This is a genomic window from Micromonospora sp. WMMD961 (assembly GCF_029626145.1).
In the GTDB taxonomy this organism is placed as follows: domain Bacteria; phylum Actinomycetota; class Actinomycetes; order Mycobacteriales; family Micromonosporaceae; genus Micromonospora.
In genome coordinates this window covers 708,586-734,260 of the sequence record NZ_JARUBJ010000002.1, presented here as the reverse complement: position 1 = coordinate 734,260, position 25,675 = coordinate 708,586, and the positions used below count along the sequence as shown (strand labels likewise).

General features: G+C 71.9%; 21 protein-coding genes and 1 pseudogene. 5 read left to right on the top strand and 17 right to left on the bottom strand.

Annotated features, from left to right (window positions below; translation table 11 throughout):
- Positions 1-56: 56 nt before the first annotated feature.
- A complete protein-coding gene (locus tag O7614_RS03540; protein WP_278137057.1) occupies positions 57-1,325 on the bottom strand; it encodes a DNA polymerase III subunit delta' in 1,269 nt (422 codons plus the stop codon).
- Entirely contained in the window at positions 1,325-3,421 is a 2,097-nt protein-coding gene (tmk, locus tag O7614_RS03535; RefSeq protein ID WP_278142134.1) for a dTMP kinase, read from the bottom strand. The genes O7614_RS03540 and tmk overlap by 1 nt, the downstream gene beginning before the upstream one ends.
- 308 nt (positions 3,422-3,729) lie before the next feature.
- Between tmk and O7614_RS03530 the strand changes: the two genes are divergently transcribed.
- A complete protein-coding gene (locus tag O7614_RS03530; protein ID WP_278137056.1) occupies positions 3,730-4,938 on the top strand; it encodes an amino acid deaminase/aldolase in 1,209 nt (402 codons plus the stop codon).
- 33 nt (positions 4,939-4,971) lie between these two features.
- Here the strand turns inward: O7614_RS03530 and O7614_RS03525 are convergent, their stop codons facing one another.
- Positions 4,972-5,568, bottom strand: a complete 597-nt coding sequence (locus tag O7614_RS03525; protein WP_278142133.1) for a TetR family transcriptional regulator — start codon at positions 5,566-5,568, stop codon at positions 4,972-4,974.
- Positions 5,569-5,794: 226 nt separating this feature from the next.
- On the opposite strand from O7614_RS03525, the gene O7614_RS03520 reads away from it, so the two are divergent.
- The gene (locus O7614_RS03520; RefSeq protein ID WP_278137055.1) at positions 5,795-7,111 is read left to right on the top strand and encodes a D-arabinono-1,4-lactone oxidase; all 1,317 of its coding nucleotides are present in this window, start codon (positions 5,795-5,797) and stop codon (positions 7,109-7,111) included.
- Positions 7,112-7,223: 112 nt separating this feature from the next.
- On the opposite strand, the gene O7614_RS03515 is transcribed toward O7614_RS03520, so the two are convergent.
- The 7 genes from O7614_RS03515 to O7614_RS03485 all read right to left on the bottom strand — a co-directional run bounded on the left by O7614_RS03515 (position 7,224) and on the right by O7614_RS03485 (position 16,353).
- Entirely contained in the window at positions 7,224-8,189 is a 966-nt protein-coding gene (locus tag O7614_RS03515; RefSeq protein WP_278137054.1) for a DUF559 domain-containing protein, read from the bottom strand.
- Positions 8,190-8,307: 118 nt separating this feature from the next.
- Positions 8,308-11,124 carry a type I DNA topoisomerase gene (gene topA / locus O7614_RS03510; RefSeq protein WP_278137053.1) on the bottom strand — a complete coding sequence of 939 codons (2,817 nt, stop codon included), beginning with the start codon at positions 11,122-11,124 and terminating at the stop codon, positions 8,308-8,310.
- A gap of 400 nt (positions 11,125-11,524) precedes the next feature.
- On the bottom strand, positions 11,525-12,250 hold the full coding sequence (locus O7614_RS03505; protein ID WP_278137052.1) for a hypothetical protein: 726 nt from the start codon (positions 12,248-12,250) through the stop codon (positions 11,525-11,527).
- Complete coding sequence (locus O7614_RS03500) at positions 12,241-12,783, bottom strand: hypothetical protein (RefSeq protein WP_278137051.1); 543 nt, start codon at positions 12,781-12,783, stop codon at positions 12,241-12,243. Before O7614_RS03500 ends, O7614_RS03505 begins: the two co-directional genes overlap by 10 nt.
- Positions 12,784-12,884: 101 nt before the next feature.
- Positions 12,885-15,245, bottom strand: coding sequence for a sodium-translocating pyrophosphatase (locus O7614_RS03495; protein ID WP_278137050.1), 2,361 nt, complete (start codon positions 15,243-15,245; stop codon positions 12,885-12,887).
- A 317-nt stretch (positions 15,246-15,562) separates the two neighbouring features.
- The gene (locus tag O7614_RS03490; protein WP_278137049.1) at positions 15,563-16,000 is read right to left on the bottom strand and encodes an ATP-binding protein; all 438 of its coding nucleotides are present in this window, start codon (positions 15,998-16,000) and stop codon (positions 15,563-15,565) included.
- Positions 15,997-16,353 carry an STAS domain-containing protein gene (locus O7614_RS03485; RefSeq protein ID WP_088986718.1) on the bottom strand — a complete coding sequence of 119 codons (357 nt, stop codon included), beginning with the start codon at positions 16,351-16,353 and terminating at the stop codon, positions 15,997-15,999. The genes O7614_RS03490 and O7614_RS03485 overlap by 4 nt, the downstream gene beginning before the upstream one ends.
- 140 nt (positions 16,354-16,493) lie before the next feature.
- Here O7614_RS03485 and O7614_RS03480 point away from each other — a divergent pair, with 140 nt between their 5' ends.
- The 3 genes from O7614_RS03480 to O7614_RS03470 all read left to right on the top strand — a co-directional run bounded on the left by O7614_RS03480 (position 16,494) and on the right by O7614_RS03470 (position 19,953).
- Positions 16,494-18,926: a DEAD/DEAH box helicase gene (locus O7614_RS03480; protein ID WP_278137048.1), complete on the top strand. Its 2,433-nt coding sequence runs from the start codon at positions 16,494-16,496 to the stop codon at positions 18,924-18,926.
- Positions 18,927-19,022: 96 nt separating this feature from the next.
- Positions 19,023-19,232 carry a hypothetical protein gene (locus tag O7614_RS03475; RefSeq protein ID WP_278137047.1) on the top strand — a complete coding sequence of 70 codons (210 nt, stop codon included), beginning with the start codon at positions 19,023-19,025 and terminating at the stop codon, positions 19,230-19,232.
- 142 nt (positions 19,233-19,374) lie between these two features.
- Positions 19,375-19,953, top strand: a complete 579-nt coding sequence (locus O7614_RS03470) for a hypothetical protein (protein ID WP_278137045.1) — start codon at positions 19,375-19,377, stop codon at positions 19,951-19,953.
- A gap of 438 nt (positions 19,954-20,391) precedes the next feature.
- On the opposite strand, the gene O7614_RS03465 is transcribed toward O7614_RS03470, so the two are convergent.
- The 7 genes and pseudogenes from O7614_RS03465 to ssd all read right to left on the bottom strand — a co-directional run bounded on the left by O7614_RS03465 (position 20,392) and on the right by ssd (position 25,545).
- The gene (locus O7614_RS03465; RefSeq protein WP_278137044.1) at positions 20,392-20,802 is read right to left on the bottom strand and encodes an Rv3654c family TadE-like protein; all 411 of its coding nucleotides are present in this window, start codon (positions 20,800-20,802) and stop codon (positions 20,392-20,394) included.
- Positions 20,799-21,149, bottom strand: a pseudogene (locus O7614_RS03460) (TadE family type IV pilus minor pilin); the annotation flags it as partial. The pseudogene O7614_RS03460 and the gene O7614_RS03465, both read right to left, overlap by 4 nt.
- An 86-nt stretch (positions 21,150-21,235) precedes the next feature.
- A complete protein-coding gene (locus O7614_RS03455; protein WP_076470820.1) occupies positions 21,236-21,403 on the bottom strand; it encodes a DUF4244 domain-containing protein in 168 nt (55 codons plus the stop codon).
- 23 nt (positions 21,404-21,426) lie between these two features.
- Positions 21,427-22,110, bottom strand: coding sequence for a type II secretion system F family protein (locus O7614_RS03450; RefSeq protein WP_278137043.1), 684 nt, complete (start codon positions 22,108-22,110; stop codon positions 21,427-21,429).
- Entirely contained in the window at positions 22,107-23,237 is a 1,131-nt protein-coding gene (locus tag O7614_RS03445; RefSeq protein ID WP_347404331.1) for a hypothetical protein, read from the bottom strand. The genes O7614_RS03450 and O7614_RS03445 overlap by 4 nt, the downstream gene beginning before the upstream one ends.
- The gene (locus tag O7614_RS03440) at positions 23,234-24,445 is read right to left on the bottom strand and encodes a TadA family conjugal transfer-associated ATPase (RefSeq protein WP_278137041.1); all 1,212 of its coding nucleotides are present in this window, start codon (positions 24,443-24,445) and stop codon (positions 23,234-23,236) included. The genes O7614_RS03445 and O7614_RS03440 overlap by 4 nt, the downstream gene beginning before the upstream one ends.
- Positions 24,442-25,545 (bottom strand): septum site-determining protein Ssd, encoded by a 1,104-nt coding sequence (gene ssd / locus O7614_RS03435; protein WP_278137040.1) that lies wholly within the window; start codon positions 25,543-25,545, stop codon positions 24,442-24,444. The genes O7614_RS03440 and ssd overlap by 4 nt, the downstream gene beginning before the upstream one ends.
- Positions 25,546-25,675 lie beyond the last annotated feature (130 nt).

Genomic DNA, 25,675 nt, shown 5'->3' with positions numbered 1-25,675 from the left:
TACCGCACAGCAATCGGGCCTGTCGATGCCTGTGGACAACGGCAGGAGGGTGCGGGTCAGCCCTTCCAGAGGGCGAGCATCATCGCCTCGACCGCGATCCGCGGCTTCACGTTCGCCTCGATCGCCGACCGGCAGGCGAGCACGGCCTCCAGCCGCCGCAGCGCCCCCTCGGCGTCCCACTTCTGCGCGCCGGCACCGGCCAACGCGGCGGTGTCGGTGTGCACCGGGGCGACGGGCGCGCGCAGCGCCATGGTGAGCGCGTCCCGGTAGAAGCCCGCCAGGTCGACGAGCGCCCGGTCCAGCGCGTCCCGCTGGGCCCGGGTGGCCCGGGACTTCTGCCGCTTCTCCAACTCCTTGAGCTGGCCGGCGGCACCCCGTATCGCGCCGGAGGCGCCCCGACCGGTGCCGCCCGCGCCGAGCGCGGTCTCCAGTGCCGCCCGCTCGGCCGCGTCGGCCTCGGTGACCGCCGCCTCGGCCTCCGCCTCGGCCGCCTCGATCAGCGCGGACGCCGCGTCGAACGCCGCGCCGACACCTGTCAACCGGCGCGGTACCGCGAGCACCGCCTCGCGCCGCTTGCGCGCCTCCGGGTCGCGGGCCAGCCGACGGGCCCGACCCACGTGCCCCTGCGCGGCCGCCGCCGCCCACTGCGCCACGTCGGGCGCGATGCCGTCCCGACGGACCAGCACCTCGGCGACCGCGGCGGCCGGCGGCTGCCGCAGGGGTACGACGCGACAACGCGACCGGATGGTCACCGAGATGTCGTCCGGGTGGGTGGACGGGGCGCAGAGCAGGAAGACCGTACGCGGCGGAGGTTCCTCGATCGCCTTGAGCAGTGCATTGCCGGCGGCCTCGGTGAGCCGGTCGGCGTCCTCGATGACCACCACCTGCCAGCGTCCGCCGGAGGGGGTGCTGGCCGCTCGCAGCACCAGCGCGCGCATCTCGTTGACGCCGATGGAGAGCCCTTCCGGCACCACCAGTCGGACGTCGGCGTGGGTCCCGCCCATCGTGGTACGGCAGCCGGGGCACTCACCACAGCCGGTGCCGTGCACGCACTGGAGCGCGGCGGCGAACGCCCGGGCGGCGACCGAGCGGCCGGAGCCGGGCGGGCCGGTGAAGATCCAGGCGTGCGTCATCCCGGCGGCCGGGTCCACCCCGCCGGGGGCGGCATGGCCAGCGAGCGCGGAGTCGGCGTCGCCGACGGCGACCAGCGTGCGCGCCCGGTCTGCCGCGCCCGCGCGCAGCACGGCGGCCGCGGCGGCGGCGGCCCGGCGCAGCTCGGCCACCGCCTCGTCCTGACCGACCAGGTCGGCGAAGACGTCCGGCATCAGGTCTTGTGCTCCATCGTCACCAGCTCCGCGTCGGATAACTCGGGCTGCACCGAGGTGTCCGGGCCCTGCGCCGGACGGGGGTGCACGATGCCGCCCGGTTTGCCGAGCATCTCCTCGACCCGCCGGATCACCAGCGCGGTGATCTCGTCGGCCGGACGGGACGCGTCGAGTACCAGATAGCGCTTCGGGTCGGCGGCGGCGAGGTCGAGGAACGCGTACCGGACACGTTCGTGGAAAGCGATCGACTCGGCCTCCAGCCGGTCGGTGCCGGTGTTGCGTGAGGCCACCCGGGACAGGCCGGTGTGCGGCTCGACGTCCAGCAACACCACCAGGTCGGGCTTGAGCCCACCGGTCGCCCAGGAGGAGAGCCAGGAGACCTCGTCGACGGGCAGCGTCCGGCCGGCGCCCTGGTACGCCAGGGACGAGTCGACGTACCGGTCACTGATCACCACGCCGCCCCGAACCAGAGCGGGCCGGACGACGGTGGCCACGTGGTGCGCCCGGTCGGCGGCGTAGAGCAGCGCCTCGGCCCGGGGGGAGGGCGCGTCGTCGCCGGACGTGTCCAGCACCATCGACCGGATTCGCCGCCCGACGCCGGTGGCCCCCGGCTCGCGGGTGACCACGACCTCTCGGCCGTGACCGCGCAGCCGCTCGGCGAGCGCGGTGAGCTGGGTGGACTTGCCGGCACCCTCGCCACCCTCGAACACCACGAACAGCCCGGCGGAGACGAACGGCTCGGCGGGCATCAGCGGGCGACCCCGGATGGAGCCCCACAGGTCGGCGAGGACCGGGACGCCCTTCTTGTCGTCCATCTGCCCGAACGCGCTGATCCCGGCGAAGATGCCGGCGGCACCGGCGGCCAGCAGCAGCAGTCGGGTGGAGGAGACGGAGATGCCGAGGTCGGCGATGGTCAGTTTGCGGGAGCCGCCGACACCGACCAACACGCTGCTCAGCCCGATGGCCAGGATCAGCACCAGCCGGGTGCCGATCTGCACCACAGCGAAGACCCGGCCGCGCACCTCGTCGGCCACCTCGCCGCCAAGCAGCGTGGTGCCGGCCAGGAATGCCATCCCGGCACCGGCGCCGACCAGCACCGCACCGACGATCGCCATGGACAGGTGGATGGCGAAGGCGAGGGTCATCACGGCGGCGCTGGCCAGCACGATGCTCATGCCGAACCAGCGACGCCGGGACATCTCCTTGACGATCATCGGGCCGAGACCGAGGCCGAGCGCCAAGCCGACGAAGATCGCACCGAAGAGCAGGTAGAAGGCGGCGTCACCCGCGCCGAGCGAGGCCGCGAAGAATTTCGCCGTGCCGATCACGATGCCACCGCCGGCGAAGGCGCCGAAGATGCCGAGCACCAGGCCCCGGACGAGCGGCGTCTGGCCGATGTACGTCCAGCCCTCGGCGAACTGGCGTCGCATGCTCTGCTCGGTGCGTTCCCGCTCGCCGGTCTGCGCCTCGCTGATCTCCTTGATCCCGAATGCCACCACCAGTGCGGTGGCGAGCCGGGAGAAGGAGTTGACCCAGAGCGCGAGCTGGGCGGGCTCCGCCCAGCCGAGGTCGCCGCCGGCGACGGCCCGGACGCTGCGGTCGAGCGCCGCGGCCACCAGCGCGGCGAGGATCGGGGTGAGGCCGTACGTGGTGATCAGCGTGAGCTGGTTGGCCGCCTCCAGCCGGGCGCGCGGGATCAGGTTGGGGACCGCCGCCTCCTTGGCCGGAATCCAGATCAGCGTGACCGACTCGATCAGGAACGTGGCGACGGTCGCCCAGAGGACCACCATCGCGCCGCTCGCGCCGACCAGGGCCACAATCGGGATCGAGGCGAAGAGCACGAACCGGAGCACGTCGCAGATGACCATCGTCCAGCGCCGGTCGAACCGGTCGGCGAGCACGCCGGCGATCGGCCCGAGCACCAGCGCGGGGAGCAGGCGGATCGCGATCACGCCACCGAAGGCCGCGCCCTTCGCGGTGCTGCCCTGGACCTGGGAGGCGGCGAAGACCGAGGTGGCCAGCAGGCCGAACCAGTCGCCGAAGGAGGCGGCGCCGAGCACGATCCAGAGCCGGCGGAACGGCTGGATGCGCAGCACGGACCGGATGGCGGCATAACCGGACGGATCTACCTGACCACCGCTGGACGGGTTGGCGGCGTTGCCCGACTGGTCACTCGATCGCGACACGCCGGGCGACTCGCCGCTGTTCTGGCTTTCGATGGCCGTACCTCCACGTGCCGGCCCATCGCTGGGCACCTCCGGTGCAACACTCTAGACCCGGGTAGGGGCCACCCCCCGGGCGACATTCTCCTGCTCGCTGAGCCTAGGCCGCCGGAGCTACCGGCCGCAGCCCGGACGTACGCGAGGGTGTTTCGCATTCTTCGTCGGACAGTTAGCGTGCACACGTGGCCATCGAAAGCGACAAACTTCGCGAGCGCCTGGATCGGGCGACCGCCCACCTCGACCCGCCCTACGCCGTGGTCGACCTCACCGCCTTCGACGCCAACTCGGCCGCCCTGGCCGAGCGCGCCGCCGGTAAGCCGGTCCGCCTGGCCAGCAAGTCGGTGCGCAGCCGGGAGTTGATCACTCGCGCCCTCACCCGACCCGGCTGGCGGGGGATCATGGCGTTCACCCTGCCCGAGGCGATCTGGCTGGTCCGCGCCGGGGTGAGCGACGACGTCCTGGTCGCCTACCCGAGCGCGGACCGGGCGGCGCTCACCGAGCTGGCCGCCGACCCGACACTGGCTGCCGCGATCACCCTGATGATCGACGGCACCGGACAAGTCGATCTGATCGACGCCGTCCGCGCCCCGGGGCAGCGCGCCGAGCTGCGACTCTGCCTCGACCTGGACGCCTCCTGGCGGCCGATGGGGGGGCGGGTGCACGTCGGTGTCCGCCGCTCACCGGTGCACAGCGCACGGGCGGCCGGCGCGCTCGCCGCCACCGTCGCCGGCCGGGCCGGTTTCCGGCTGGTCGGGCTCATGTCGTACGAGGCGCAGATCGCCGGCCTGGGCGACGCACCGCCCGGGCAGACGCTGCTGGCCGGCGCGATCAGGCTGGCCCAGCGCGGGTCGTACCGCGAGTTGCTGGCCCGCCGGGGTGCGGCGGTGGCCGCGGTACGCGAGCACGCCGACCTGGAGTTCGTCAACGGTGGCGGCACCGGCAGCGTCGCGGCGACCAGCGCCGATCCCGCGGTAACGGAGGTCACCGCGGGGTCGGGCCTGTACGGGCCGACGCTGTTCGACGCCTACCGCGCCTGGCGACCCACTCCGGCCGCCTTCTTCGCCTGCGCGGTCGTCCGCCGGCCGACGCCCGAGCTGGCGACGGTGCTCGGGGGCGGGTGGATCGCCTCCGGCCCGGCCGCCGACAGCCGGCTACCTCGGCCGTGGCTGCCGGCCGGGCTCAAGCTGGTCGGCACCGAGGGCGCCGGCGAGGTGCAGACCCCGCTGTCCGGCGCGGCGGCTGCCACCCTGCGCATCGGCGACCGGGTGTGGTTCCGCCATGCCAAGGCCGGTGAGCTGTGTGAACGGGTCAACGAGCTGCACCTGGTCGAGGGGGACGCGGTCGTGGGGACCGTGCCCACCTACCGGGGTGAGGGGCAGGCGTTCCTCTGACCCGTCGCCCCACCCCGGGGCCGGAAGCACGGATCAGGCGGGTTGGGCCTGTTGCTCGACGGCGGGCTGAGCGCTGTCCGAACCGTCGACCTGCCGATGCAGGTACTCCCGGATCAGTGCCTTCGCCTCCAGCAGCACCCGCTCGTCGCCGTCGGACTTGCGCCGGAACGCGAGTTTGATCAGCGCGTCCGCCGCCTCGACCGCGATCTCCAGGACGAAACGCAGCTTCGGTACGTCGGTGAGCCCGAAACGTTCGGTGAGCACCCGGGCCAACTGGTCGGCGATCACGCCGTTGTTGTCCCGTTGCTCGTCGAGCAGGTGCAGGTCGACCACGTCGCCGAAGTGCAGGGTACGGAAGCCGGGAACGGTGCGGTGCATCGTGATGTACTCGTCGATCCCCGCGTCGACGCCGTCCCACCAGTGGGTCATCTCGTCGGAGGCGAACCGCTCGTCGAGGCGCTGGAGGTAGGACTCCATCGTGCGCAGGGTCAACGCCTGCACGATCGCCCGCTTGTCCGGGAAGAACTGGTACACCGACCCGATCGCCACCTCGGCCCGCTCGGCGAGCAGGGTCGTGGTCAGCCCCTCGTACCCCACCTCGTCGACGAGTTCGGCGCAGGCATCCAACATGCGCTGTACCCGCGCGACACTTCGACCCTGCACCGGTACGCGGCGCAGCGGACCGGTCGTGGCGGCTGGTGTGGACACTCTGCGCCACCCCCCTTCGACGGATGAACATATCTCCACGTCACGAGTCCGTGACTACCGGTACAACGAGCGGATCGCAATTGCGGTATTTACCAGGTAGAACGTTCCTGATATGAAGTCAGTTCATATTCATGAATGAGGAGCGCGCATGGTCGGCACCGGATCGCTCACCGCCACCTGGTCCAACTGGGCCGGCAACCAGCGTGGCAGCGCCACCGCGATCCTGCGCCCCGGCTCGCCGACCGACGTCGCAGAAGCCGTCCGGGACGCCGCCGCCACCGGCGGTCGGATCCGCGTGACGGGCAGCGGCCACTCGTTCACCGCCGTCGCACTCGCCGACGACCGCCGGATGGAACTGTCCGAGCTGGACACCCCGGTCAGCGTCGACGTCGCACACCGGTTGGTCACCGTGCCGGCGGGAATGACCCTGCACACGCTCAACGGTCTGCTCGCCCGGCACGGCCTCGCGCTGCCCAACCTCGGCGACATCGAAGCGCAGACCGTCGCCGGCGCGATCTCCACGGGCACCCACGGCACCGGCGCCGGCTACGGGTGCCTGTCCACCTTCGTCGAGGCGATCACCCTGGTCACCGGCACCGGCGAGGTGCTGCGCTGCTCCGCCGACGAGAATCCCGACGTCCTCTCCGCCGCCCGGGTGTCCCTCGGCGCGCTCGGCGTACTGGTCGAGGTGACCCTGCGCTGCGTGGACGCCTTCGTCCTGCACGCCCACGAACGCCCGGCCGAGATGGCCGACGTGCTCGGCGAACTGCCCGCGCTGATCGACCGCCACGACCACGTCGAGTTCTACTGGTTCCCGTACACGTCTCGGGTCCAGGTCAAGGCCAACGACCGGGTACCCGCCGACGACCGGCCGCTGTCCCGCTGGCGCGGCTGGCTGGACGACGACTTCCTGTCCAACACCGTCTTCGCCGGGGCCTGCCGGCTCGGCCGGGCCGTGCCCGCCCTCGCGCCGGGGATCAGCGCAATCTCCGCCCGCGCCCTCACCGAACGCCGGTACACCGGCCGCTCCGACCGGGTGTTCTGCACCCCACGCCGGGTCCGCTTCATGGAGATGGAGTACGGCCTGCCCCGCGAGGCACTGCCCGAGGCGCTCACCGCCCTCCGGCGGATCGTGGACGGGCTGCCGTTCAAGGTGCTCTTCCCGGTGGAGGTGCGCTTCACCGCCGCCGACGACATCTGGCTCTCCCACGGCTACGGGCGGGACAACGCCTACATCGCCGTGCACCAGTACGTCGGCATGCCGTACGAGCCGTACTTCCGGGCCTTCGAGGAGGTGGCCGCCGGGCTGGGCGGCCGTCCGCACTGGGGCAAGATGCACTATCGCGACGCGGCCTCGCTGGCGGCGGCCTATCCCCGTTTCGCCGATTTCCAGGCCGTCCGCGACCGCCTGGACCCGAACCGGGTCTTCACCAACCCCCACCTGACCCACGTCCTCGGCGCCTAAAGCCCCGGCCCGAAGCCCGGCCCGCCGGCCGGGCCGTCGGCCCGGCCGCCGGCCCGGCTTGGAGATCTTGGAAGGAAATGGCCCTTCCAGGGGCAGGTTCCTTCCAAGATCTTCAGCCGCTCCATCCGGCCGCACGCAGCGCCCCCAGGATTTGACGGAGAACCTCGTCCGGGTGAGCGCGGATCACCCAGGCCGGGAACCGGAGTATGCGGTCGCCGACCATCCACAGATCGTTCTGGCGACGCATGTCCGCCCACCATGCGCGCGGATCGACGTGCTGCCCGCCGTCGATCTCGACGTGCACTCTCCACTGCTCGAAGTAGGCGTCCAGGTAGCGCCGTCGCCCGGTCGAGTCGTAACGGATCTTCTGCCGCGCCGGCTCCGGTAGGCCCGCGCGACGGACCAGGCCGGCGAAGTCCAGTTCCGCCAAGGAGTGCGCACCTCCGGCGGCGTCCGCAGCCGTGGCCAGGATCAGTTGACGACGGCGGACCCGGGGCAACGCCTCGACGATCCGGTGCAGGTCGTCGGCGGCCACGAGCCGTTGCTGGAATGCTGCGGCGACGACCGCCCGGGCCTGCTGGTCATCGCCGGCCCACTGGGCGGCGTCCACGATCGAACGAGCCGGCATGGTCCGTCGAGGCTGCCCGACGGCCAGCACGTCTCGATCTGTCAATGTCGTGGTCCGGTGCACCAACACACCTGGCGGCATCGAGCCACGCCGGCAGGAGGCGGGGAGCAGCACGTGGATCGGGCGACCGGGGAACCCCCGTAGACCTCCGGCCTGCGCTGCGGTCAGGCCACCGAGGAGCGCCTGCGGCCCTGCGGCGAGGACGGCCGCCCACCGGAACTGGTCGGGGCCGACCGGCCCGTTGTGGGCGACGAACACGGCCCGGTGAACCTGTCGCCACATCCCGGCCGCCAGGCGATGTCGGATGGCCTTTGCTGACAGGTGCCGCCGCGCCTGGTCGAGGCTCAGCACGTCATCTTGGTGGAAGAGCAGCCAGGTCAGCTCGTCCGCGTCATCGCTCGGCAGCCGGCGACCGTAGGCGGCCGTCGACGACGTCCCCCGAAGACTCATAACCGTCAAGTCTCCGCCCGACCACCCAGCCCGGCCGCCCCTGTGGACAAACGACGAGATCTTGGAAGGAAAGTGCCCCTCCAGGGGCGGATTCCTTCCAAGATCTCGTTGGGTCGGGCTACTCCGTGTTCGACGCGGCCTTGCGGGGGGCGGCCTTCTTGGCCGTCGTCGCCTTGGCCGTCGTCGTCTTCTCTGCGGCCGTGGACTTTGTGGCCGCAGCCGTCTTCTTCGCCGCGGTGGCCTTCTTGGCCGGGGCCTTCTTCGCCGCCGCCTTCTTCCGTGGCGCCGGACCCTTGGCCCGCTTCTCGGCGAGCATCTCGGAGGCTTCCTCGATGGTCAGCGCCTCCGGGGTCTGCCCACGCCGCAGCGACGCGTTGAACTCCCCGTCGGTGACGTACGGGCCAAAGCGACCATCCTTGATCACCAGCGGCTTCTCGGTCGCCGGGTCGACACCCATCTCACGCAACGGCGGCGCGGCGGCACGCCGGCCACGGGTCTTCGGGGCGGCCAGCAGGGCCAGCGCCTCGTCCAGGCCGACGGTGAACATCTGGTCCTCGGACTCCAGCGAACGGAACTCCTCGCCCCGCTTGACGTACGGGCCGTAGCGACCGTTGTTGGCGAAGACCTCGACGCCGTCCGGGGCGACACCGATCAACCGGGGAAGGCTGAGCAGCTTGAGCGCCTCCTCCAGGGTCAGCGAGTCAGGTGTCTGCGTACGCAGCAGCGACGACTTCCGCTCGCCGCTGGAGACGTACGGGCCGAACCGGCCGGACTTGAGCACGATCGGCTCGCCGGTGGCCGGGTCGTCGCCGAGCTTGCGCTCGCCGCTGCCGCCGAGGAACAGCTCGTGCACCTTTTCCGGGGTCAGCTCGTCCGGGGCGAGGCCCTCGGGGATCGGCGCCCGGTCGCCCTGGGTGCCACCCTCCTCGCCCTCGGCAGCGGGTGCCGGCTGCTCGCCGCCGGGCAGCTCCCGTTGCAGGTACGGCCCGTACCGGCCGACCCGGACGACGACCTCGCGGCCGTCGTCGTCGGTGAAGAGCGGGATGGAGTTGACGCTGCGGGCGTCGATGTCGCTGAGGTTCTCGGTGACCAGCTTCTTGAGCCCACCGGAACGGGCGATGTCCTGGTCACCGGCACCGTTGGAGCTGCCGAAGTAGAACGCGGTGAGGAAGTCGACAGCGGCGTGGTCACCGCCGGCGATCTCGTCCAGCTCGTTCTCCATCGTGGCGGTGAAGTCGTAGTCGATGAGGCGGGGGTAGTGCCGCTCCATCAACCCGATCACCGCGAAGGCCAGGAAGGTCGGGATCATCGCCTGACCGCGCTTGGTGACGTACCCCCGGTCCTGGATCGTCTGCATGATCGACGCGTAGGTGGACGGGCGGCCGATGCCCAACTCCTCCAGGGCCTTGACCAGCGACGCTTCCGTGTAGCGCGACGGCGGCTGGGTGTGGTGACCCTGCGCGGCCAGCTCGTCGGCGGTCAGCGGCTGGTCCTTGACCAGGGTGGGCAGGCGACGCTCGGCGTCCTCGGCCTCGGCGTTCTCGTCGTCGCTGGACTCGACGTACGCGCGCAGGAAGCCCGGGTCCGTGATCGTCTTACCGGTCGCCCCGAAGTCGGCTTCCTCCTGCGAGGTGGAGACCGCCCGGATGCGCACCGAGACACTGGAACCGACCGCGTCGGTCATCTGCGAGGCGATGGTCCGCCGCCAGATCAGCTCGTAGAGCTTGAACTCCTCGGCCGACAACTCCTTGGCGACCTCGCCCGGGGTGCGGAAGTTGTCCCCCGCCGGGCGGATCGCCTCGTGCGCCTCCTGCGCGTTCTTCACCTTGCCGGTGTAGCGACGCGGCTCCGGCGGCACGCTGCGCTCGCCGTACAGCTCGACGATCTGCCGGCGGGCCGCCGAGATGGCGGTCTCCGACAGGTTCACCGAGTCGGTACGCATATAGGTGATGTAGCCGTTCTCGTACAGCCGCTGGGCGGTACGCATCGTCTGCTGTGACGACAGGCGCAGCTTGCGGGCGGCCTCCTGCTGGAGGGTGGAGGTGATGAACGGCGCGTACGGGCGGCGACGGTAGGGCTTCTCCTCGACCCGGGTGACGGTGAACGGCCGCCCCTCCAGTCGGGCCGCCAGCCCACGGGCGCCGCCCTCGTCGAGGTGGACGACTCCGGCACCGGCCCGGACGCGACCCGTCGTCGGCTCGAAGTCCTTACCGGTGGCGATCCGGTCGCCGTTCAACGCGATCAGTGTGGCGTTGAAGGCGCGCGGGCCCTCACCGGCGTCGGCCACGGCAAGGGTGGCCAGGATGTCCCAGTATTCGGCGGTGCGGAACGCCATCCGCTGCCGCTCCCGCTCGACCACGATGCGGGTCGCCACGGACTGCACCCGGCCGGCCGAGAGCTTCGGCATGACCTTCTTCCAGAGCACCGGCGAAACCTCGTAGCCGTAGAGCCGGTCGAGGATCCGTCGTGCCTCCTGGGCGTCGACCAGGTCGCGGTCGATCTCCCGGGGGTTGGCCACCGCCGCCTGGATCGCCGGCTTGGTGATCTCGTGGAAGACCATCCGCTTGACCGGGACCTTGGGCTTGAGCGTCTCCACCAGGTGCCAGGCGATCGCCTCGCCCTCGCGGTCCTCATCCGTCGCCAGGAAGATCTCGTCGACCTCCTTGGCCAGCTTCACCAGCTTGCTGATCTGCTGCTTGCGGTCGGCGGAGACGACGTAGAGCGCGTGGAAGCCGTTGTCCACGTCCACCCCGAGCCGGGCCCAGGACTCGCCCTTGTACTTGGCCGGCACGTCGGCGGCGTTGCGCGGCAGGTCGCGGACGTGACCGAAGCTGGCCTCCACGACGTACCCCGGGCCAAGGTAGCCCGAGATCGTCTTGGCCTTCGCCGGTGACTCGACGATGACCAGACGGGTGGTTCCAGCATTGCTAGGCACGTCTCTCCCCGACCTCACTCCTGCTCGTGGCCTGCCGGCGCCCGGGCAGTGACCGCTCTCGACCCGCCGTCGCACCGACGGTCCGGATGTCCAACGTAACGCGCCGCCCGCGTTTCGGGTTTCGGGGGCGGTAAACCGCTTCGGCACTGTCGGACGGCGCCACCGTACACCGTGGGTAGGGCCTCGAGAGGGTCACCGTGACGATCCCGGCCCCACGACCGACGTCCAACCCGCCCCTTCCCGCCCGGATTCCCCCACCCGATGTCCAACACCAGACACCCGGCCACCGCCGCCGAACCCTGGTCGATCATGGACTTGTGGTGGGTGTTTTAGCCCCAAAGGAGCAGTAGGTCCCCACCACGCCTCCATGATCGACGGGCTGAGGGGTGGTGCGGAGGGGTTAGGGGCGCGTGGGCCAGGCGTCGGGGGGTGTCGCGGGCGGCGGCGCGCCGACCAGCTCGGCTAGCCGGGCCAACCGGCGGCGGCCGGCGATCCGGTACGCGGGGCCGCCCTCGGCCGGGCCGAGCAGCTCCCCCGACAGCCCTGCTGCGGCGAGCGCGACGCCGATCGGCTCCCAGCACTCCGGCTCGTCGGCGCCCAGCCGCAACAGAAAGCAGTCGGGAGCCGCCGGCGTACCGGCGGCGGCGAGCCACAGCCGCAACCGCCGGCCGGTCAGGTGGAAGGTCGCCGGCGGGCGCTTCGCCGAACCGTGCAGCCAGGCAACAGCGAGTGGCTTCAAGACCCTGGTGTACGACGTACGGACGGCGTGTCGTTCGCCCTCGGTCGGCTCCCAGCTCGCCGCCAACCCCCGCGCCGCCAGTTCGGCGACCAGCACGTGCACCCGCCACGCGGCGTCCACCTGCACCGAGAGCCGGGCGGTACCACCCATCCGGACCACCTCGCCCGGCCCGGCGAGCAGCCCGGTGAGGTCGGCCACCGTCGGTTCGGCCGCCTCCGCGCCGAAGAAGACCAGTTGCCGACCCGCGTCGCCACCCTGGGGAGGAGGAGCGTTGCGGGGCGGGCCGCCGCGACGTCGCGCGGCTGCGGGCGGGTCCGCCTCGGGCGCGGGGAACAGGGCCGGGGGCGGCTGCGCCTTCCCGGTGTCACCGAGCCCGCTCAGCGACACTCCGGCACCTCGTCGAAGGCTTGTTTCAACTCCTCGGAGTTGAGCTTGCTGGTGTCCAGCGCGCTGGCGTCGTACTCCTTGTTGAGGGTGTCCACAGCGGCCCGCACGCCGTCGTAGAAGACGGTCGGCTCGCCGGTGCCCAGCCCGTCGATGGTCTCCCGGGCGCGGCCGTAGGCGTCCCGCATCTTCCCCAGCGAGCTGCGGAACCCGGCGGAGATGGCCTCCCCGTTGTCGGTCTCCGGGACACCCGCCTGCTCCACCTTGCGGCGGGCGGTCTCGCTGGCCTTCTCGGCCCCACCGAAGAGCCGCACCAGGTTCTCCTTGGCCTGCGCCGGCGTGGTCTGCGCGGTCATCTGCTCGTCAGTGCTGCTGGTCAACTTGCTGATCTCGGAACGCCACGGGGTGAGCGCGCCACAGACCGAGGCCGCCCAGGCCCGTGGGCTGGGCCCACCGCCGCAGCCGGCGAGTACGACGACGATCGTGGCCAGGACCACCGTGAACTTTCCGGCGGCAGACGCCCGGCACGTACGCATGCGTTGCAGCGTACGGCCTTCGGCGAGGTGTGGCACCGGGCCGGACGGCCGGTCCCCGGTCGACGCGGTACGTCGACCGGGGACCGGTGCCCGTCGACAGGTCAGGCGTTGACCGTCTCCGGACGGTGGTCGGTGCTGCCGGCACCGGTGTTGCCGTCGGCATCGGAGTCGGACATCGCGATGCCCTTGCGCTTGCTGAACACCACCGACGCCACGATGATCAGCGTCGCGACCAGCGCGATGCCGACCCGCAGGCCGACGTTGCGCTCGTCGCCGACGCTCCAGGCCACCACTGCGGGTGCGATCAGCAGCGAGACCAGGTTCATCACCTTGATCAGCGGGTTGATCGCCGGGCCGGCGGTGTCCTTGAACGGGTCGCCGACGGTGTCGCCGATGACCGTGGCAGCGTGCGCCTCGGAGCCCTTGCCGCCGTACGCGCCGTCCTCGACCAGCTTCTTGGCATTGTCCCAGGCCCCACCGGAGTTGGACAGGAACACCGCCATCAGGGTGCCGGCACCGATCGCACCGGCCAGGTACGCCGCGAGCGCGCCCGGCCCGAGGCCGAAGCCGACCGCGATCGGCGCCAGGATGGCGAGCAGACCGGGGGTCATCAGCTCGCGCTGCGCGTCCCGGGTGCAGATGTCGACGACCTTGCCGTACTCCGGGCGCTGGGTGCGGTCCATGATGCCGGGCAGCTCACGGAACTGCCGGCGGACCTCCATCACCACCGCGCCGGCCGAGCGGGACACCGCGTTGATGGCCAGACCGGAGAAGAGGAAGACCACCGCCGCCCCGATGATCAGGCCGACCAGGTTGCGTGGGTTCGCCACGTTCAGCGAGTTGAGGATCTCGTTGCCGACGTCGTTCACGCCAGCCGTCGCGTACGCGCTGCTGAGCGTGTCGGTGTACGAGCCGAACAGCGCGGTCGCGGCGAGCACCGCCGTGGCGATCGCGATGCCCTTGGTGATCGCCTTGGTGGTGTTGCCCACCGCGTCCAGCTCGGTCAGCGTGCGGGCGCCGTGCTCGTCGATGTCGCCGGACATCTCGGCGATGCCCTGGGCGTTGTCGGAGATCGGCCCGAAGGTGTCCATCGCGACGATCACGCCGACCGTGGTGAGCAGGCCGGTGCCGGCCAGTGCCACCGCGAACAGCGACAGCGTGATGGAGCTGCCGCCGAGCAGGAACGCGCCGAAGACGCCGGCACCGATGAGCAGCGCCGAGTAGACCGCCGATTCCAGGCCGATGCTGATGCCGGCCAGGATGACGGTGGCGGCACCGGTCTGCGAGCTCTTGCCGATGTCCTGCACGGGACGCCGGTTGGTCTCGGTGAAGTAGCCGGTCAGCGCCTGGATCGCGGCGGCCAGCACGATGCCGATCACGACCGCGCCGATGGCCACCAGCCGTGGGTTGCCGGGCGCGTCGGTCAGGCCGCTGTCGAACTCGCCGAAGGTCGCCGGGAGGTACGCGTACGCGGCGATCGCCACCAGCACCGCGGAGAGCACCGCGGAGAGGTAGAACGCCCGGTTGATGGCGGTCAGACCACTGCGGTCGGACGCGCGCAGCCGGGTGATGAAGACGCCGACGATCGCGATCAGCACGCCGATGGTGGAGATGATCAGCGGGAAGACCAGGCCCTCCTCGCCGAATGCGGCACGGCCGAGGATCAGCGCGGCGACCAGCGTCACCGCGTACGACTCGAACAGGTCGGCGGCCATGCCGGCGCAGTCACCGACGTTGTCGCCGACGTTGTCGGCGATGGTGGCGGCGTTGCGCGGGTCGTCCTCCGGGATGCCCTGCTCGACCTTGCCGACCAGGTCCGCGCCGACGTCGGCGGCCTTGGTGAAGATACCGCCGCCGACCCGCATGAACATCGCGAGCAGCGCGGCGCCGAAGCCGAAGCCCTCCAGCACGGTCGGCGCGTCACCCCGGTAGACGAGGACGACGAGCGCGGCACCGAAGAGGCCGAGGCCGACGGTGAGGAAGCCGACGACACCACCGGTGCGGAACGCGATCCTCATGGCGGCCTCGCGGCCACCTTCGCGCTCCCTCGCGGCGGCGGCCACCCGCAGGTTGGCGCGAGTGGCCAACCACATGCCGGCACCACCGATGAACGCGCTGAACAGCGCGCCCACCACGAAGAACGCCGACCGGCCGATCTTCACCGCCAGCTCGCTGCCGTCGGTGTCGTGCACCGGCAGCAGGAAGAGCAGTACCACTGCGACGACCACGAAGATCGCCAACGTACGGAACTGGCGGAGCAGGTATGCCGAGGCGCCCTCCTGGACCGCCCCCGAGATCTCCTGCATGGTGGCGGTGCCCTTGCCGGCAGCCAACACCGTCCGGGTGAGGGCGGCCGCGAAGGCGAGCGCCACCAGCGCGATTGCCGCGGCGATGACGACGTAGGTGACATTGCTTCCGGTAAGGGAAAGCCCGCCGCCGTCGGCGGCCAAGGTCTCGGACATCTGTGTCCTCCTGTTACCGAACACTCGCGCCGGTGAGTGGAGACGCACTGACCGACGCCTGGATGCGGACTCGCAAGCGCGCGCCAACCCACCCCAGCGGACCAGCGATGAACACCCATACCCGCTGGGTGCGGGATGGATCACTTGCTGACAACCCGGGTACTGTAGCCCTCCGCAGTGTCGGAGGTCACACGCAGGTCCCACCGTGTCGCGATGATCTTCGTCGCTGTGTTATGAAACGAAATCTGATATAGGACCCGATCCATGCAGGAAGGCCGCACCCCCGGCAGGGAATGCGGCCTGGAAACCGGAACAGGTCAGCGGCCGACCGGCCACACCATCCGCACCTCGGTGCCGATGCCGTCGTCGACCGGGCGCACCTGCAGGTCCTCGACGAACCCGGCGAGCAGCGCGAAGCCGACGCCGGTGGTCAGCGCCTCGTCGGTGAGCGACTCGTTGGCCAACTCGTCCGGCGGCAACGCGGTCAGACCGATGCCAGCCTCGATAGGCGCCCGGTCCACCACCCGCACCGAGTACGAGCCACCGTCGGACATCTCCACCAGCACCGGGTCGGCCAGACCGTACTGCCGGTGCAGGGCCACCGCCCGGGTACACGCCTCGCCGATGGCCAGGCGCACCTCGTCCAGCAGGTCCTCCCGGACCCCGGCACGCCGGGCGACGGCGACGCCGACCAGGCGAGCGGTGCGCACGTGCACCGGGGCGGGCGAGAACGAGAGCTTGACTGTCGCCATCACGCGCCGGCGCCCGCCGGGTCGGCGCTGATCGCCGCGTCGACCGTCGGGTGCAGCGGGAACACCTGATCCAGTGCGGTGATCCGGAAGATCTTGAGCAACGGCTCCTTGTCGCAGACCAGGGCGAACGAACCGCCGGCGGAGCGGAGCCGCTTGAGCGCGCCGACCAGCACACCCAAGCCGGTGGAGTCGAGGAAGTCCACCCGGCCGAGGTCGACCACCACGTGACGGGCACCACCGTCGATCAGCTCGAGGAGTCGTTCGCGGAGTCGGGGCGCGGTGTAGACGTCCACCTCACCACCGACCTCGAGCACCGTGTGCTCACCCACGGTGCGCGTCGCCAGCGACAGCTCCATCGGTCCTCCTCGCCAGAGCCGTAAACTCTCGTGGGCATCTAACCACTACCGCCGGTACGGCCTGCGAACGCCAGTGGCGGCTTCCCCTTACCCCGGTGTCCGACTTTTCATCTCCGAACACCAGTGCGAGAGTGCAGGGCGTGACCACCGACGACTTCAGCACGGCGCGTCCCACGCCGCGCCACGAGCTGGAGTCGTCGTCGGCGGCCACCGTATCCGCTGGTCCCGGCCCTGGGCCAGCGCCGGCCGACCTACTGCACCGGCTCCGCGCCCGCGGCGCCGGTGACCCGGTCACCCACGTGGAACGGGTACCGGCCCGCGCCGGGGTGCCCGCGCCGTGGCCGCCCTGGGCGCCGGCCGAGCTGCGCGCCGCGTTCGCCCGGCGTGGCGTGGTCGCGCCGTGGCAGCACCAGTCCCAGGCGGCCACCCTGGCGTACGAGGGCGAACATGTGGTGGTCGCCACCGGCACCGCGTCCGGCAAGTCGCTGGCGTACCAACTCCCGGCCCTGGCCACGGTCCTCGCCGATCCCCGGGCCACAGTGCTCTACCTGGCGCCGACCAAGGCCCTCGCCGCCGACCAGTTGCGGGCCGTCGCCGCGCTGGAACTGGAGGGGGTACGCCCCGCCTGCTACGACGGGGACACTCCGCGCGCCGAGCGGGAGTGGATCCGCCGGCACTCCCGGTTCGTGCTGACCAATCCGGACATGCTGCACCACGGCATCCTGCCCGGGCACGCCCAGTGGTCCGGTTTCCTGCGCCGACTCGCGTACGTGGTGATCGACGAGTGCCACACCTACCGTGGGGTGTTCGGCTCGCACGTGGCGCACGTGCTGCGTCGGCTTCGGCGGCAGTGCGCCCGGTTCGGGGCCACCCCGGTGTTCGTGCTCGCCTCGGCCACCTCCGGCGACCCGGCCACCGCGGCCGGACGGCTGACCGGCCTGCCGGTGACAGCGGTCACCGAGGACGCGTCGCCGCGCGGCGGGGTGACCTTCGCGCTCTGGGAGCCGCCACTGCTGCCACCCGACTCGGGCGCCGTCTCCCCCGACCCTTCTTCGGTGCCCGCCCAGGGGAGCGGCGAGCACGACGACCTTCGGCAGGTCCGCCGGTCGGCGCTGCGCGAGACCGCGGACCTACTCGCCGACACGGTCGCCGAGGGGGTACGCACACTCGCGTTCGTTCGCTCCCGCAAGGGTGCCGAGGTCGTGGCGGCCAGCGCGCGTCGGTCGTTGGACGACGCGGTCCCGGGGCTCGGCAGCAGGGTGGCCGCCTACCGGGGCGGCTACCTGCGCGAGGAACGGCGCGAGCTGGAACGGGCGCTGCTGCAGGGCGACCTGCTCGGCCTGGCGTCCACCAACGCGCTGGAGCTGGGCGTGGACCTGGTCGGGCTGGACGCGGTGCTGATCTGCGGCTACCCGGGCACCCGGGCGTCGCTGTGGCAGCAGGCGGGCCGTGCCGGTCGTTCCGGGCAGGAGGCTCTCGCGGTGCTGGTGGCCCGGGACGACCCGCTGGACACCTACCTGGTGCACCACCCGGAGGCGATCTTCGGCGCGCCGGTGGAGGCGACGGTGCTCGACCCGGCCAACCGGTACGTGCTGGCACCGCAGCTCGCCTGCGCGGCGGTCGAGGCCCCGCTCACCCCGGCCGACCTGGTGCTCTTTGGAGACGGGGCGAAGGAGGCCGTCGACGAGCTGGTGGCGGCCGGCGCGCTACGGCAGCGGCCCACCGGCTGGTACTGGCGGCACCGGGAACGCCCCGAGGTGGACCTGCGCGGCGAGGGCGGCGCACCGGTCTGCGTGGTCGAGTCGGCCACCGGCCGGTTGTTGGGCACCGTCGACGGCAGTTCCTCGCACTTCCTGCTCCACCCCGGGGCGGTCTACCTGCACCAGGGTGTCTCGTACGTGGTGGACGACCTCGATCTGGCCGACGGCTGCGCGCTGGTGCACGTCGAGGAACCGGACTGGTCCACCCACGCGCGGGACGTCACCGACCTGTCCGTGGTGTCGGTGCGCTCCTACGTGGACGCCGGGCCGGTCGGTATGTTCCTCGGCGAGGTGGACGTGACCAGTCAGGTCGTGTCGTACCAGCGGCGGCGGATCGCCACCGGCGAGGTGATCGACACCCGACCGCTCGACCTGCCAACCCGGGAGCTGCGCACGGTGGCGGTCTGGTTCACCCTGTCACCGCGGTCGTTGACTCTCGCCGGAGTCCAGCCGGCCGACGTGCCGGGTGCGCTGCATGCCGCCGAACACGCCGCGATCGGCCTGCTGCCGCTGATGGCCACCTGCGACAGGTGGGACATCGGTGGGCTCTCCACCGCCGTGCACCCGGACACCGAGGCACCGACCGTGTTCGTCTACGACGGGCACCCGGGTGGCGCCGGGTTCGCCGAGCGGGCGTACGGGACGGCGTCGGCGTGGCTGCGGGCCACCCGGGACGCGATCGCCGAGTGCGGCTGCGAGACCGGCTGCCCCTCCTGCGTACAGTCACCGAAGTGCGGAAACGGCAACAATCCGCTCTCCAAGCCGGACGCGATCCGGGTCCTCGACGTGGTGCTGGCGAACCTGCCCGAGTAGCCGGTTGCATGAATCGGCTCGGCACCGGGCACAATGGCATGGGAGCGCTTCCATCGATGTCCATGCTGATGATTTCCCCATGCCCGAGGAGAAGCCGTGGCCGACACGATCGCCGAAACCGTCGACCTGCTCTACACCATCGACCAGGACCATCTCACCCTCGACCAGCAGATCGCGCTCGGGTCGGCGATGGCCGCCCTAGCTCAGGCGGAACGGCTGGAACAGATCAACGAGCGGTTGCGCGTGATCCACCAGGTCCTCAACACCTGGGCGGTGCGCGCCGCGACCACCCCGGACGGCCGCTGAGACTCCCCGGCTCCCCGACACGGGCAGCGGGGTGCCGGGCAGCTCATCGACCGCCCGGCATCCGGTGTGCGTCGATGGCGGGGAGCGCAACGTTCGTCGAGCTGTGCGAGACTCCGGCGCACAGTCCCCCCGAGGAGATCAGATGCAGCTCGACAACTTGCAGAGTCAGCACCAGTTCCACGTCCGCCAGCGACTGCGCATGATGGTCAACCAGTACGAGGTCCGGGCCGTCGCCCCGGACGGCACCGAGGGCGAGTTGCTGGCGTTCGCGCAGCAGAAGCGCCTCGCCTTCAAGGAGCAGGTGACGATCTACACGGACGACTCCAAGCAGCAGCCCCTGCTCGGCTTCAAGGCCCGCCAGCGCCTCGACCTCGGTGCCACGTACGACGTCACCGACGCGGCCGGCAACCCGATCGGGCTGTTCCGCAAGGACTTCGCCCAGTCGCTGCTCCGCTCCACCTGGCACGTCGAGCAGAACGGCCTCCCGCAGGTGACCGGCCAGGAGCGCAGCATGCCGGTGGCACTGCTGCGCCGGTTCGTCGACTCGCTGTCCTGGCTGCCGTACCACTTCGACTTCACCGCCGACGGCCAGCCGGTCTTCACGGTGGTCAAGAAGTGGGGCCTGCGCGACAAGTACGTCGTCGAGGTGCAGAACCCTCAGATCGACCGCCGTCTGGTCATCGCGATGGCCGTCGCCCTCGACGCGCTCCAGGCCCGCTGAACGACCCGGCCGCACGTTTCTCGGGCCGCTGGCCGGGGCACGGCCCTCGGGCGCTGATCTCCGGCCAGCGGGCCCGCGCGTCGGCACGCCCCGCGAACGTCCCCCGAACACCGCGAGGCCCAACTGACCGTCTGGACCAGCGGCGAGGCCGAACTTGACCTCGCCCGGATCTCCACAGCCACCGTCGTCACCACCCGCTACGAGATGTCCGACGTTGCCGATCTCACCGCCTGCCTCGATGACCTCACCCACCGGTTGACGTCAACCCTTTCCGGGACTTGACCAAACCCATAGGGACACCCCCTTTGGAGCTGATGTCGTAAACGCATCGCGCCTGATGTCGTATGCGGTTCAGCTCCAAAGCGGTGCCCATCTGATCGGGGCCCGAATGCGGGCGGAGCTGCCCCGGCGGCTTCCGCAGCAGCACGGCCTGCTCGTTCAGGCGCGCACCGGGCCGGCGCGGGCCGTCGATGTGGCAACCCGGGTCAATCCGGGAAGTGGAGTGAACGCCACCTCGACGGTCACCAGCACGTCGAGCCCGTCGAGGTGACAGCTGACCATCCGACCAGCATTGCGGGCGACGATGTCGGCAGCGGACGCGCAGGCCGTGACTTCCCCGTCGAGCGCCTGGGCGGCTCCGGCCAACGCGCCGAGATCGGCTGCCACCATCGCCCGCTGATCGGCCATCCCGGCGACGGCGATGGCAGCGCCGAACGTCCCGAACAGCACGAGGACCAACCCCATCGCCAGCAGCACGACAGTCGCACCGCCCCGCTGCCCGTCCGGGCTGCCCTGGTCGACCCGCTCGCTATCGGGTCCACGCCCGCCACGGATTGACAGGCCCATCATGGGTGACCGTCGGCGACGCCTGGTTCCACGGCAGCGACAGCGGTCGCGACGACGGCGATCCGTGGTAGCCGACCGCCCAGCGTGCGAACGGGCGCGCGCACCGTCGCCTGCACCCGGCCGCCGTCGGCGGACACCGACACCTCCGCCCCTGGCGGTGCCGCACGCCCCGCCGCAGCGCTGCCGTCCTCGCCGCGGGCGGCGGCCAGCGCAGCCTCCCGGGCCGCGTGGAGGCAGCTCGCCTTTGCGCTGACGGCGTTGACCGAGGTCAGGCCAGCCAGCAGGAGCAGGAGAAGCGCCGGCAGGCCGGCCGCCAGTTCGGCGGTGAACGACCCCCGGTCTCCGCGAAAGGCCGATTGGACGGTTTCCCATCCGCCGCGACCGGCCCGCCCCGAGGTGCCAGGCCGTGAACCGCGACCAGCCTGCCGGCGCCTGCTCACTTCAGCGCCCGGTCGATGACTGCGGTCAACGCCGACTGGACGTTGCCGGAGGTCAGCACCTTGAGCAGGATGCCGGCGAAGGCGACCGCCGCGAGCGTGCCGACAGCGTATTCGGCCGTGTTCATCCCGGCGTCCCCGCGCAGGCGGGCGAGCAGTTTGCGCATGACAGTTCCCTCTCTCGTTGTGGTCAGAGCACGTCGCCGAGAACGGCGACGATCACCGGCACCAGACCGGCGAGAATGAACGCCGGCAGGAAGCAGAGCCCCAGCGGCAGGACGATGAGGACCCCGGCCCGGCGTGCCGACGCCTCGGCTGCGGTGGCCCGGTCGGCACGCAGGTCATCCGCGAGCCGCGTCAACGCACCGGCCAGGGCCGCACCGCTGTTGGCCGAGCGCAACGCCGCTGCCGTCAAGCGCTCAGCGCCGGGTATCCCCTCCAACGCGGACCACGCCTCCGCCGGGCCACCGCCGAGCAGAAACGTGCGGCCGACCCGGGCCAGCCGACCGGCCAGCGGCCCGTGCAGCGTCTCGGCGACGGCCAGAATCGAGCGGTCCACCGGGGCACCCGCCCGCATCGCCGCAGCGAGGAGATCAGCGGCGAGCGGCAGGTCGGCAGCCTCCTGCAGCCGCCGCCTGCGCACACTCGGCGACTCGATCCGCCGCAGGAGACGATCCAACAGGAACGCGGTCGGGACCGCGCCGAGCCACCCCAACCAGCCGCCGACGACGACGGCCACGGCAAGCCCACCCAGCGCTGCCGCGAGCCGGATCACGTCCAGCCGCCGTACGACGGACGGCCCGGCTTGGTCCGGGTCCGCTGTCCTGCCCAGGGCCGCTGTGCTGCGTTGGATTGTCGCGCCCCGGGACCTCATCCGGTCCGTCCCGGTGCCGCGCTCAGTCGTTCCGCCCACAGCAGGCCCACCACCTGCAGGGCCACGGCGAGCACCGCGCAGGCCCCGCCAACCCTGCTGTGCAGGAGAACCGCAACCGGGTCGACGCCTATCCCGTACCCGAGCCCGATCCCACCGACCGGCAGCGCCGCCAGCAACCAGGCCGTGGCTCGGGCCCCGGCCGCCTGTGCCGCTGCGGCGGCCAGCCCTCGGTCGGTCGCCCGAGCGTCCGCCTCGATCCGTTCGACGAGTTCCGCGAGCGGCGCACCGGTCCGGTCGGCCAGTCGTACCGCCGCTGACGTCAGCTGACGCAGCCGGTCCGGCCCCTCGACGGCGACGTCGAGCGTGGGCGGGACGGGCAGGCCGGCCCGGAGGTCCGCCGCGAAGCCACAGAGTTGGTCCAGCCCACGTCGTCGGACCTGTTCGGAACGTCGGTTCGTACGCCAACGCAGCACGGCCCGCACGGCCAACGCGCCGTAGCTGGCCAGTGCGACCGCGGCCACCGGCCCCCCGATCACGGCACCGACGCCACCGCCCAGAAGGCCGGCCAGCGGCAACACCCGTGCCGTCGGCCGTACGGTTCGCGCCCTCGGGACGATGCTCGACCCGCTGATCATCGTGTCGGCCGCCTGCTGGTCACCGTGCTCGACGTCGCCGCGCGCCTCAACAATGGTCGAGCCGGCCTCCGGGTTCGTGCTCTCCGGTCGGGCGGTGCCGGCTGGACGCCGAGGGTCGCGGCGGGCCGGTGGACGTGTCGGGCCCGCCGGACCCGTCGACCGCACGGACCCGCCCGGCACGCCGGGCCAGCTTGGTCCTCCGGCTGCATCCCGAGCCGACCAACCGAGCGCGGTCGGTTTCACGGTCTGCCGCGGCTGACCGACCGACCGATCCATGGCTGGCGAGTCGGCTGCCCCGTCTACCGGCCCGTCCGGCGTGCGACCGAGTTCCCGGATCCACTCCACCAGGGCGTCATCCGGATCAACGCGGGCCCTCACGGGGCCTGCCGTCAACACGCGACGCCGACGGCCCCGGATGCTCTGCACCGGCCACGCCACCACCGCGGCGGCGATCAGGAGCAACGCCGCCACCACCAGCGCCGCGCCGGTCATGCCGGGCCTGCCGTTCCGGGCCACGGCTCGCTGAGGATCGGTGGCACCGCCACCCCACGCTCGCGAAGCAGCGCCCCGAGGGCCCGGGCGGCCAGCCCGAGGCCGCTGCCGCGTACCCAGGCGGGCACCACGGTCACCAGGCGCTCGGGCCCCTCCGGCAGCAGCAGGCAGACCGATTCCAGGACACGTCCCCGATCGCCTCGTCGTACCTGGAACAGCACCTGCAACGCGGCCACGACCTGGGCGTGCAGCGCGGCACGGGGCAGGCCGCCCAGCATGCCCAGGGCCTCCAGCCGGGCCGGCACGTCGGACGGGGTATTGGCGTGCAGCGTGCCCGCGCCTCCGTCGTGGCCGGTGTTGAGGGCAGCCAGCAGGTCGACCACCTCACCACCCCGACACTCCCCGACCACCAGGCGGTCCGGCCGCATCCGCAGTGCCTGCCGAACCAGGTCACCCATGCCGACGACGCCCGATCCCTCCACATTGGCGGTGCGTGCCTGGAGCCCCACCACGTGCGGATGCCCCGGACGCAGTTCGGCGGCGTCCTCCACCAGCACGATCCGCTCGGTGGCCGGCACCATCCCCAGCAGCGTGTTGAGCAGGGTCGTCTTGCCGGACCCCGTCCCGCCGGTCACCAGGTACGCCAGTCGGGCAGCGACGACGGCGGCGAGCAGCGGCGCCACGGGTCGCGGCACAGTCCCCTGACGTACCAGCTCGTCGAGGGTGAACGGTCGGTGCCGAAAGGTCCGCAGGGACAGGTACGGACCTTCGGTCGCGACCGGTGGCAGCACGGCGTGCAACCGAGTGCCGTCGGGAAGCCGGGCATCCGCGTACGGAGATCCGTCGTCGAGCCGCCGGCCGGCGCTGGAGATCAGCCGCTGCGCCAACCGGCGTACATCCTCTGCCGAGCCCACCGGCACCGCGACCTGTTGCAGCCCCGAACCACGGTCGACCCACACCCGCGTCCCGTTGACCAGGACATCGGTCACCTCCGGATCGGCGAGCAGCGGAGCCAGCGGTCCGGCGCCCACGAGGTCGTCGTGCACCCGGTCGGCGATCCGCAGCACGGCGGTGTCGCCGAGCACCGCGGTGTTGGGCTCGGCGCGTACCGCGGACACGATCGCCGCCGCTGTCACGGGAGTGGTGGCGGCGGCGATGCGCTGCCGTACGCGGGCGGCGAGGGTGCCGTCCTCCGGCCGGCCGGTCATGCCGCACCCGCCGACGGCACACCGGTGAGGTCGGAGACGATCCGTTGGCAGAGTGCGGCCAGGGGGCCTTTGCCTGCGGCGGCGGGTGCCTCACCTCGTTCCAGGCCACGGCACAGCCCCGGCTCAGGACGCAGCGTGCCCGCCAGTGGGAGACCAAGAGCCCGTGCGACCTCGGCCGCGCGTAGCCGACCGGGAGCCGGCCCGCGCACCACCACCGACAGCGCCGCGCAGTGCGGGGCGGCGGCGGCCACGACCCGCGCCGCCGCAGCGGTGGCGCGTAACTCGGCCGGGACGACGACAAACGCCTGATCGGTCGACTGCAACGCCACCACGGCCGCGTCGTCCAACTGGCGGGGCAGGTCGACCACCACGAAGTCCCGCCCGCGCCGGGCGGCGTCCACTGTCGCCGCCATCGCCGCCGCCGGCAGCGCCAGCATCTCGCCGCGATCCCAGGAGAGCACCACCAGGTCACCCCGGCTGGGTAGCGCCTGCACCAGCGCCGGGGCGTCCACCCGCCCGTCCGCACCGGTGAGCGACGGCCACCGCAGCCCCTCCAACTGTTCCCAGCCCAGCACGAGGTCGAGGCCCCCACCGAGTGGATCTGCGTCGACCAGCAGGGTGCGTAACCGGGCCCGCGCGGCGGTCACGGCCAAGCCACCGGCCAGGACACTCGCCCCGGCACCGCCCCGACCCCCGAAGACCGCGACGACCCGGGCGTCGACGCCGTCCGGACGGTCCGGGCCCTGCTCGGCGAACCGGTCCACCAGCCATGACTCAGCGGCGGGCAGCAGGGCGACGTACTCGGCACCGACCAGCTCGGCGATCTGCCAGCCGGGGTCGAGCTGACCGGCCCGGCCGACCAGCACCAGCCGGGGGCGCTGCGGCAACCGGGCACGCAGACATGCCTGCGCCTGATCGACGCCGAGCAACACCAGCGGCGCGGGAAGCCATCGGGTACGCGCGGCTGCCGGGTCGCGGGCAAGCTCCACCTCGGTCCCGCCTGCGGCGGCGAGCCGGAGCACGTCATCGAGCAGATCGTCGTCGCCGGTGACGACCAGCGGGAGCCGGCGGATCGGCGGGACGGAGGTACGGGATGGCATCGCGGCCTCCAGCGGTCGGGCTGTGGTATGCCGCCGACCCTGCTCGCAATCCGCCCCGCAGGCCGCCCCGATGCGATCGCCTGTGGACAACCTGGTGGGCTGTGGAAAAAGCCCGCCGAGACAGTTGATC

Coding starts and splice junctions, on each gene's coding strand:
- O7614_RS03450 (WP_278137043.1), bottom strand. CDS start 22,110: ATGAGGTCCCGGGGCGCGACAATCCAACGCAGCACAGCGGCCCTGGGC.
- O7614_RS03540 (WP_278137057.1), bottom strand. CDS start 1,325: ATGCCGGACGTCTTCGCCGACCTGGTCGGTCAGGACGAGGCGGTGGCC.
- O7614_RS03495 (WP_278137050.1), bottom strand. CDS start 15,245: ATGTCCGAGACCTTGGCCGCCGACGGCGGCGGGCTTTCCCTTACCGGA.
- O7614_RS03445 (WP_347404331.1), bottom strand. CDS start 23,237: ATGACCGGCGCGGCGCTGGTGGTGGCGGCGTTGCTCCTGATCGCCGCC.
- O7614_RS03440 (WP_278137041.1), bottom strand. CDS start 24,445: ATGACCGGCCGGCCGGAGGACGGCACCCTCGCCGCCCGCGTACGGCAG.
- O7614_RS03525 (WP_278142133.1), bottom strand. CDS start 5,568: ATGTTGGATGCCTGCGCCGAACTCGTCGACGAGGTGGGGTACGAGGGG.
- ssd (WP_278137040.1), bottom strand. CDS start 25,545: ATGCCATCCCGTACCTCCGTCCCGCCGATCCGCCGGCTCCCGCTGGTC.
- O7614_RS03520 (WP_278137055.1), top strand. CDS start 5,795: ATGGTCGGCACCGGATCGCTCACCGCCACCTGGTCCAACTGGGCCGGC.
- O7614_RS03470 (WP_278137045.1), top strand. CDS start 19,375: ATGCAGCTCGACAACTTGCAGAGTCAGCACCAGTTCCACGTCCGCCAG.
- O7614_RS03485 (WP_088986718.1), bottom strand. CDS start 16,353: ATGGAGCTGTCGCTGGCGACGCGCACCGTGGGTGAGCACACGGTGCTC.
- O7614_RS03500 (WP_278137051.1), bottom strand. CDS start 12,783: ATGCGTACGTGCCGGGCGTCTGCCGCCGGAAAGTTCACGGTGGTCCTG.
- O7614_RS03515 (WP_278137054.1), bottom strand. CDS start 8,189: ATGAGTCTTCGGGGGACGTCGTCGACGGCCGCCTACGGTCGCCGGCTG.
- O7614_RS03465 (WP_278137044.1), bottom strand. CDS start 20,802: ATGATGGGCCTGTCAATCCGTGGCGGGCGTGGACCCGATAGCGAGCGG.
- O7614_RS03455 (WP_076470820.1), bottom strand. CDS start 21,403: ATGCGCAAACTGCTCGCCCGCCTGCGCGGGGACGCCGGGATGAACACG.